Source organism: Nitrospirota bacterium (assembly GCA_016212215.1).
In the GTDB taxonomy this organism is placed as follows: Bacteria; Nitrospirota; 9FT-COMBO-42-15; order HDB-SIOI813; family HDB-SIOI813; genus JACRGV01.
In genome coordinates this window covers 62,804-71,520 of record JACRGV010000089.1, presented here as the reverse complement: position 1 = coordinate 71,520, position 8,717 = coordinate 62,804, and the positions used below count along the sequence as shown (strand labels likewise).

The 8,717-nt window shown below is 43.0% G+C and carries 11 protein-coding genes; 5 read left to right on the top strand and 6 right to left on the bottom strand.

The window, feature by feature from the left end; genetic code table 11:
• Positions 1-124 precede the first annotated feature (124 nt).
• A complete protein-coding gene (locus HZA08_08390) occupies positions 125-1,453 on the bottom strand; it encodes a hypothetical protein (protein MBI5193442.1) in 1,329 nt (442 codons plus the stop codon).
• A gap of 573 nt (positions 1,454-2,026) precedes the next feature.
• Between HZA08_08390 and HZA08_08385 the strand changes: the two genes are divergently transcribed.
• Both HZA08_08385 and HZA08_08380 read left to right on the top strand, forming a co-directional pair.
• On the top strand, positions 2,027-2,272 hold the full coding sequence (locus HZA08_08385; protein ID MBI5193441.1) for a toxin HicA: 246 nt from the start codon (positions 2,027-2,029) through the stop codon (positions 2,270-2,272).
• Positions 2,262-2,585: a type II toxin-antitoxin system HicB family antitoxin gene (locus tag HZA08_08380; GenBank protein MBI5193440.1), complete on the top strand. Its 324-nt coding sequence runs from the start codon at positions 2,262-2,264 to the stop codon at positions 2,583-2,585. Before HZA08_08385 ends, HZA08_08380 begins: the two co-directional genes overlap by 11 nt.
• Positions 2,586-2,632: 47 nt before the next feature.
• Here the strand turns inward: HZA08_08380 and HZA08_08375 are convergent, their stop codons facing one another.
• Positions 2,633-2,878, bottom strand: coding sequence for a hypothetical protein (locus HZA08_08375; protein MBI5193439.1), 246 nt, complete (start codon positions 2,876-2,878; stop codon positions 2,633-2,635).
• On the opposite strand from HZA08_08375, the gene HZA08_08370 reads away from it, so the two are divergent.
• The 3 genes from HZA08_08370 to HZA08_08360 all read left to right on the top strand — a co-directional run bounded on the left by HZA08_08370 (position 2,877) and on the right by HZA08_08360 (position 5,192).
• A complete protein-coding gene (locus tag HZA08_08370) occupies positions 2,877-3,017 on the top strand; it encodes an ATP-binding protein (protein ID MBI5193438.1) in 141 nt (46 codons plus the stop codon). The two genes, HZA08_08375 and HZA08_08370, sit on opposite strands and share 2 nt — an antisense overlap.
• A 565-nt stretch (positions 3,018-3,582) precedes the next feature.
• Positions 3,583-4,149 (top strand): amphi-Trp domain-containing protein, encoded by a 567-nt coding sequence (locus HZA08_08365; GenBank protein MBI5193437.1) that lies wholly within the window; start codon positions 3,583-3,585, stop codon positions 4,147-4,149.
• A gap of 38 nt (positions 4,150-4,187) precedes the next feature.
• Positions 4,188-5,192 (top strand): DUF362 domain-containing protein, encoded by a 1,005-nt coding sequence (locus tag HZA08_08360; GenBank protein ID MBI5193436.1) that lies wholly within the window; start codon positions 4,188-4,190, stop codon positions 5,190-5,192.
• Between the two features lie 10 nt (positions 5,193-5,202).
• Here HZA08_08360 and HZA08_08355 read toward each other — a convergent pair whose 3' ends face one another.
• Genes HZA08_08355 through HZA08_08340 form a run of 4 tightly spaced genes read right to left on the bottom strand, consistent with a single transcriptional unit; the run spans position 5,203 to position 8,664 of the window.
• Positions 5,203-5,415 (bottom strand): type II toxin-antitoxin system HicA family toxin, encoded by a 213-nt coding sequence (locus HZA08_08355; GenBank protein MBI5193435.1) that lies wholly within the window; start codon positions 5,413-5,415, stop codon positions 5,203-5,205.
• Complete coding sequence (locus HZA08_08350) at positions 5,412-5,618, bottom strand: type II toxin-antitoxin system HicB family antitoxin (protein MBI5193434.1); 207 nt, start codon at positions 5,616-5,618, stop codon at positions 5,412-5,414. The genes HZA08_08355 and HZA08_08350 overlap by 4 nt, the downstream gene beginning before the upstream one ends.
• A 34-nt stretch (positions 5,619-5,652) precedes the next feature.
• The gene (locus HZA08_08345; GenBank protein ID MBI5193433.1) at positions 5,653-7,149 is read right to left on the bottom strand and encodes a phosphomannomutase/phosphoglucomutase; all 1,497 of its coding nucleotides are present in this window, start codon (positions 7,147-7,149) and stop codon (positions 5,653-5,655) included.
• A gap of 3 nt (positions 7,150-7,152) precedes the next feature.
• Entirely contained in the window at positions 7,153-8,664 is a 1,512-nt protein-coding gene (locus HZA08_08340; GenBank protein MBI5193432.1) for a mannose-1-phosphate guanylyltransferase/mannose-6-phosphate isomerase, read from the bottom strand.
• Between the last annotated feature and the right edge of the window lie 53 nt (positions 8,665-8,717).

The following is an 8,717-nucleotide window of genomic DNA, read 5'->3' as shown; positions in this document are numbered from 1 at the left end:
CTAATCACATGAGCAGTGAGTCCATACGATATTTGTGTGAAGAACTTAATTCAACAGAAACAGTATTTCCGGGCACAAATCTGCGACTGGTTTACGAACTGGTATCTTAACAAATTCCACGAGGTCAGGAGGTCTGTACATAGATAGCCGCGGGAGGCTTTCTAATCCCTGATGCAGTAAATATTACACTCCCTGTAAATCCTACTGCCTTCGCCTCCACCTTGTTATTCCCTGAGCCGGACCATGTCCCTAATGTGAAGTTTGCAGAGGCAAGACCATTTGAACTAGAGGTAACTGCAATCGCCCGTTCCCCTCCATCTAAACTCCCGTTACTTTCAATAACCCGGAAGGTTACCGTCCTGCCGGAGACAGGTGCACCATTCTCATTATTTAAATAGACTACAAACGGCTCTGAAATTGGGGTACCTATAAAACCCCTCTGATTGTCCCCGGAATAGAGGTTTATCCTGGCCTGTGCGGAGAGGTCAAGATTCACAGTAACCGACGCAGTAGCTACATTCCCCACCTGGTCGGAACCCACTGCCCTGAGGGTGTTAGCCCCGGGATTTAATGGCAGATTTTCTACAATAAATGTGCGGTTATCCACCACAGCCTCTATCCCATTTACCAATACCCTCCCCTGGTTTTCATTTACCGTCCCCCTGACGATGTCATTGATAATCCCTGTTACTGTTATAGGGGAGGCAGTAGTCACATAACCCTCCGGTGGAGATGTGATGGAGACATGAGGAGGGGTTGAATCCAGTGAGATATTAATGCTTGCAGTTGAGATATTATTGGCCGGGTCTGTGGCCCTTGCAATGATCGTATTCATCCCCTCGTTTAACGTGATACCGTCTGCGGAAAATGTCCCATTAGAACCCGTTACCGGGCTGCCGTTGACTGTTAATGTGGAAGTCGGATCATCAATAGTTCCCGAAACCCTGATAGGTGAACTGCCAAGTGTAAGCAGATCCGGAGGAGATGTGATGGCAATAGTGGGAGGGATGATGTCAGTAAGCACCAGATCACCACCGCTGAGATTCTTAGGTCCAGCAGAGTAGTAACGACTCCCGTCACTTTTGTAAATTGAAATACGGAAAGAATCGGGCCGTCCGTTAGTCACTGTGGCCGAGAATGTGTATCCTGCAATATTGTTAACCGTACAGTTGCCTGAAATATCGGCTGACGTTCCTACCCCGGTGGATGTGAGATTCGTAATGGCAGTACTCACCATGCTCATCCTTGTCCTGGAATAGTAATATTTAACGAGACCGGAGGGAGGATTTGCCCCATCCTTGCTCACGTCCATTGAGAAGATAGCTTTATAGGTTAGGGTCTCTGGAAAGATATAACCGTTGCCGGAGATTCTGTTTACTGTAGCGAAAGCTGTGGCAGAAAAACTAAAGAGGAAAAACAGGGCAAACCATACTATAGTCCATCGCCTACCCATATCAACAACCTTTCAAACTCCCTAATTTGGCTGTTGATATCTTAAGGTGGAAATACTTAAATTGCAGGGAGAATCATTTGGTTAATCTATTACCCTTAACCTTCATCGCCAGGAATTATATTAAGACCCTACTTAAATCAAAATAGCAAGCAATATTCATGCCCAATATATATATTGTTATAAAATCAATTAGTTATGATGATGTTAGTCTGTAACTTTTTAATAACTGTAAAATTTTCAGACACTTTTGCCACTATTAAAGGGGAAATTAATAAGGCATATAAGGAGATGTGTCAAATAAAAGGCTTATTATTCAATAAGTTATAAATAACAATATGAAAGTGTCAAAAAATATGTCACTAATTTCTATTTTAACGAAGGGAGTGGGTGAAATCAGATTAAATTTCTTTAATTTCAAATAGTTATAGGATTACGAGAACTGTTAAATTCCTGTCACCATCAACTATTTGCCCCCAGATTGTAGATAGTCAAGCATCTACAATCTCTGATTCGTGATACCTGTCGTAGCCACTTCTCAAAAATACCTTGCCATATGATAGCGTATTTGCTACCATTCAACCATGTATAAAGATAAGCTGGCGAATCCGGCCAAATGTAGCATTTAAAGACCTGCTTGAGATATGCCGCAAACACTTTGGAGAGCCGAGAATAAAGGGAAACCATCATATCTTCAAAACTCCCTGGCAGGGAGACCCAAGGATAAATATCCAGAAAGAAGGGAAAATGGCAAAGCCGTATCAGGTGAGAATAGTTCAGAAGGCATTGGAAAAACAGGAGGAGCAAAAAGATGAAATATAAAGCCGATAAATACACTTACAGGATCGAATGGTCCGAAGAAGACAAGGTGCATGTCGCCCGTTGCCTTGAATTTCCATCATTAGCGGCCCACGGAAAGACATCTGAAGATGCTCTCAGGGAGATAGGGATTGCTGTATCTGAGACCATCAAATGGATGGAGGAGGAGGATGAGCAGATACCGGAACCGTTGGGGATGAAGAAGTTTAAAGGACATATAACGCTCCGTGTCCCGCCGGACGTACACCGTCATCTTGCCATCCGGTCGGCTGAAGAAGGGGTTTCGATTAATCAGTATGTACTTGCGAGATTGTGAGGCTTTGCCCATCCCACTTTGGAAATGTATATTTCAGTGGAACCTATCTACACTTCTATCGGGACTGCCATAAACTCATCAAAATTGGATGGTGTAATAATCTGAAACTTACTGTTTTTATATGCTGACGTAAATTCGTTTGCAACTTTCAAGTTGGGCCGGCCTTCTTTCCACTTGAACTCATAAGCCCTTAATTCGCCATGGCTTTCTTCTATTAAGTCAATTTCCTTTTGGTCATACGTACGCCAGAAATAGAAATTGGCATATCGGCGATAGTGTGCATAGACCTTCATCCTTTCCTATACAAGTAACAGAGAGATAACAGATTGGCAGGGGTTATTCAAAGACCCTATTATTGCAAACTCAGTGATGGACAGGATGGCTCATCATGCTCATCAGATTACAATGACCGGAGAGTCATACAGAAATTAGGGAAAGATGCCATTAAAAAAGTTACAGGATAGAAAAGATAAAATAGATGATGTTGATTAGAGCAAACCAGAGAGTAAATCAGAAAGAAAGGAGGTGGTTATCAAACAATAAATAATAAAAGTAATAGACATAATCACCGGAAGAGTTTTATATTTTAACACAGAAAAAGTGGGGAATAAAACTGAAACGCGGCACACCTCCCCCCATCTCCTCTACTTCTTTCGCTGTCCACTCCAAATGCTCATAATTTGCATCGTTCATTGGAAGGATATAAAAAGAAATCTTTAGTTGAAGAGCCCCGATGTTGGATAATTTTCTCCAAACTTTGACTCTTCCTTTGGGATTTGATCCGGGAAGGCTATATGCAAATATTAACCACATTATTATACCTATTACAAATTAAGGTAATAACATAATATGATGTGCTTGTCTATCTACAAATTTGTCCCAAAAACAGAGACAGGATAATCGACTCATGGTGAAAGTTGATTAGTGTATTAATTGGGACAACCAATGCTTCCAAATACGCTTGCCTATTTCCTGCCGTTACTCTAAAATGTAATTTATGAAATTGGAAAAAAGGAAACGCCTCTCAAGGGAAGAGTTTGCAGAATTGCTAAGTGATTTTGTGAAGATGATTGCTGAAGAGAAGAGGATTGTTTTTGAGGACATGGATGTTTCCATGCCGGATTCTTTTGAGGTTGAACTGGAATATAAGGAAAAGCATGGTTATGCAAAATTTGAAATAGAGCTGTGTTGGGATACCGGCAAGACAGAGGGCGGGCATTGGGGATTAATGTCTGCATTAAAAAATATAACTAAAAGTTCCAATACCTCAATACCGGATAATTTTAAAGAAATCAAAAAATGTATTGAAAAAAAGCTGGAAGATATTGCGAATTTAATCAAGAAAGGGGGCAAACCTTCTGAAGAGGATATAGATTATTTCAAGGATTTAATCAGTGCATTCCGGCAACAGTCAAAACCGGAATGGGAGGATGGTATGTATAAACTCCAGACAGCCGTTGACGGGATGATTGATGCTATACATGATGCGAACTTTTCGCTTGCACTTGATCGGATAAGAGAGATTAATAATATTAAGAAGGATTGTCATCGGGTATTCAAATAACCCCCCCTCCCCTTTGAGGGGGGAGGGTTAGGGTGGGGGTGAGCAATGGAGATTTTCGTGTGAGCAGGTGTACCACTGAAATAAAAAGTAGAGTATCACTATCCTATTCCCCTGACTATGAACTTCCAAATGTAACAAAGGCCGTTCATGATGTTATTGACCACCTTGGCGGTATAAGGCAATTCATCTCCAGTGGGGACACGGTATTAATCAAACCCAATCTTATTAAAGGCTGTCCGCCTGAGCAGGCACTTACAACCCATCCTGCTGTTGTTGAGGCTGTTGCATGTCAGGTACTCAATGCAGGCGGTAAACCATTTATCGGCGACAGTCCTGCATTTGGAGAGCTGTCTTCTGTAGCAGGTATTACTGGGATGGAAGATATTTGCAGGAGGCACAACATACCGCTTGTGCCTTTTAATAAGCCTGTCCGTGTTGCAATCCGGAATGAGTGGATTAAAAGTATATCAATAGACCGCTCTGCACTTGAGGCTGATAAGATTATTAATATCCCGAAATTAAAAACTCATTGTCAGGTAGGGATGAGCGGTGCAATAAAAAATCTGTTCGGATGTGTAGTCGGCAAGCGAAAACCATTACTGCACTTTCGTGCCGGTGATTACAACCACCGTTTCGGCGTTATGCTGTTTGCAATATATAATATATTGAACCCTGCATTAAATATTGTTGATGGTGTGATGGGTATGGAAGGACAAGGCCCCACCAGCGGAACTCCAAAATATCTTGGACTAATCGCCGCATCAACTGACGGCCCTGCACTTGACCGGATATTGTGTGAGATTATTGGAACGTCTGCCTCATCTGTTGAGGTACTGGAGGCACTGAGAGAACACTATAATATTCAACCTGATCTTAATAAGATGGTACTATCAGGAACACCTTTGAGTAAATTTGCAGGCAAAACATTTACTTTGCCTGTTAGACAAGAGATCAGGTTTAACCTGCCGAGAACAGCCTTGAGTGTGTTGAAACAGATTGGGTTGAGGTTGAGATCGAAGGGTTTCGGTTTTCATAGATCATAGTTTATAAGGGTCAAATATCTTCAGGTTTAATCCCTGTGTATTTCGAGATTCTGGCCAACATCTTTGGTCCGATCTCATCGCGATCGTGAAACGCAAAGACGTAGTCTGGGTGGCCATGTTTCGATAGGGTTTTGTGTGAACCAGAAGTTCGTTTGACAACCCAGCCGTTTCGTTGAAGGGCTTTTAGAACCCTATTCGCTTTTGTGCTTGACCACTGTGTCATGCAGTTGCAAACGTTATTTCAACCGGTTCGACAAGATACTCCCCATGTTCAATACGTTCCGCCATAACCCGCAATGCAAGTGCCTCAGCCTGGGCAATTGCCTCCTCACGGCTTTTTCCATACTTCATAACACCTGGAATTTCAACAATCTCAGCAATCCATCTACCATCAACCTCTTGCTCTGTTTCTATAGAAAATCTCATCGTTGCCTTCTCCTGTTATTTGGGTCACTAACCACTAATCACTATTCACTGCCTTTAACACCTTTTCCATATACCCCTGTATTACAGCTAAATTCTCCTCAGTATCTGCTTCATAACGCAGGACAAGGACAGGCTGGGTATTGGATGGCCTGATAAGGCCCCATCCGTGGTTGAAGACCACACGAGCGCCATCAACAGTTATAACCTCTTTAATTGACAGTGATGCGGGTAAGGGAGGAAGTTTGCCTGATGCGAATGACTCCTTTATCTCTTCTACTACATTGAACTTTTTCTCATCAGCACAATCTATCCTGATTTCAGGTGTTGTAAATGTTACAGGGACATCCTCAAGCAGGAAACTTACCCCTCTTTTGAATTCTGCCCTCTTAGTCCCCTCTTCTGATATGGGCACTTTAATCCTTCCCCGTTTTAATATCTCAACAAGCCTGCATGTTGCATAGATGGCATCATCATATCCATAGAACCTGTCGGCAAAAAAGATGTGTCCGCTGACCTCGCCTCCAAGCACGGCCTCGACCTCTTTCATCTTTGCCTTGATAAGCGAATGTCCTGCCTTCCACATTATACCGTGACCGCCGGCCTTCTCAATCTCGTCATATAAGACCTGGGATGCCTTGACCTCTGATACAAAAATTGCCTCAGGCCATTCCTTGCAGATCTCCCTCGCATAAATTACCATCAGCCTGTCGCCCCAGATAATACCGCCATTTTCATCCACGATGCCTATCCTGTCTGCATCACCGTCATAGGCAACACCAAAGTCTGCACTGTTTTCCTTTACCGCCTTAATAAGGTCCTGCAGGTTCTCCGGCACTGTAGGGTCAGGATGATGATTGGGAAATCTGCCGTCAGGTTGTGAGAAAAGTTCAACCACCTCACAGCCCATCTCCCTGATAATTGAAGGGGCAACAGCGCCTGCTGTCCCATTCCCTGAATCTACCACAACCTTTATAGGCGGATTGATCACCTGCCCCGGGAATACAAACTGTTCTCTCAGATATGCCTGATAGAACGGTATTATCTCAGTATATTCAACCTGGTCAATCATACGTGACTTAGATGCAGAACCGAAATCCGGTTTTCCTTCCTCAATAATCCTGCGAATATGCTGAATAGTCTCACCATGAAGGGCCTCTTTGCCCACACATAGTTTGAATCCGTTAAATTCGGACGGATTATGACTGCCTGTAATCATTACACCGCCGTCAACGTGAGTGTTGTAAAGTGAGAAATAAAGTAATGGAGTCGGGCAGACACCGATATCAATCACATTTAAACCGGCACAAGTAATCCCGTCAACAAGCCCGTTACTGAGTTGGTTAGAATGTACCCTCACATCTCTTCCCACGGCAACTGTCAGCTCCCCAACCTTAGAATCTTCAACCCCATTCACCTCCTGTACATACTTACCGAAGGCCCATCCGATTAAGCGGGCAGTATCTTTTGTAATATCCGTCCCGACAACACCCCTGATGTCATACTCCCTAAAAATTTTTGAAGAAACCGTCATTGTTTATTCCCTCCCGTATTCATCTTCAAATCTTACAATATCATCCTCTCCAAGATATTCCCCGTTCTGCACCTCAATTATCTGAAGCGGTATTTTACCCGGATTCTCCAGCCTGTGCCTTGTCTCCATAGGTATATACGTACTTTCATTAGAATTAATAAAGAATACCTCTTCTCCCCTTGTTACCTTAGCTGTCCCTGATACAACAACCCAGTGTTCACTCCTGTGGTAGTGCATCTGATAAGAAAGCCGCTCCCCAGGATTTACCATGATACGCTTTATTTTATATCGTTCCCCCTTCTCTAAAAGGGTAAACGTGCCCCAAGGTCTTATTACAGTGGTGTGTGTTATATACTCCTCTGACCCGCGCCTTTTCAGGTCTTCAACTATCTTCTTCACATCCTGTGCCCTGTCCTTCCGGCATACAAGGGTAGCATCATCAGTATCAACTACAACCATATCCTTCAATCCAATGGTGGCAACAAGCCTGTCAGTCGCATAGATAATGGAACTCCTGCTGTCTATATCTATCACATTTCCCATTATCACATTCCCACCAGGGTCAATAGCAGATATCTCATCAAGTGCTGTCCAGCTCCCTACATCGCTCCATCCAAAATCTGCCGGAACAACCGCTACCCTGGCAGACTTCTCCATAACACCATAATCAATAGAAATCAGTTCAAATTTAGTGAAGGCATTTTCTGTAACTTCTGTTTCATCCTCTTTCCCGATAGCAGATGCTATCTCTCTAAGCCCTTTAGACAGGACCGGCATATAATCGCCGATCTCTTCAAGTATCCTGCCTGCCTTCCATACAAACATACCGCTGTTCCAGTAAAAATTACCCTCTTTAAGATAGACGGCCGCCCTTTCAGCATCAGGCTTCTCAACAAACCTTTTCACTGAATATACAGTGATATCTGACTTGTCACTTCCTGTTTCCATCTTCTCATTTCTTACTTCTTGCTTCTTGCGTCTTGCTTCTTGCTGTTGACTTCTAACTTCTGACTTCTGACTTCTGACTTCTATCAACTCCCCTGCTTCTATATAACCATATCCTGTCTCAGGCCTTGTTGGTTTCAAACCTATTGTCACAAGAAAATCCTTACCGGCAACTTTTATGGCATCACGTAAAACATCAAGGAACCTGTCTCTCTCTTTAATAACATGGTCAGCAGACAATACGGCCATTACTGCATCAGGATTATGATGGTAGATATGTGCTGAGGCGAATCCTATTGCAGCAGCAGTATTCCTCGGCAAAGGTTCAATTATAAAATTCTCTCTTTTTATCTCCGGCAATTGATACCTTATCTGCTCGGCATGATTCTTATTGGTAACAATAAAGATACGGTTTAAAGGTATTAGAGGAGTCACCCTTGCCATTGTCTGCTGTATCAGCGTCTCTTCCCCCTCAATTCTGAGGAGCTGTTTCGGCATAGCCTCCCTGCTCAAAGGCCAGAAGCGTGTACCACTCCCACCCGCCATAATCACAACATAAACATTTTCCATCCCAGTATATTCCTTATTCATGTTTATTCTTGTTTATTTCTTCTTACGTCTTA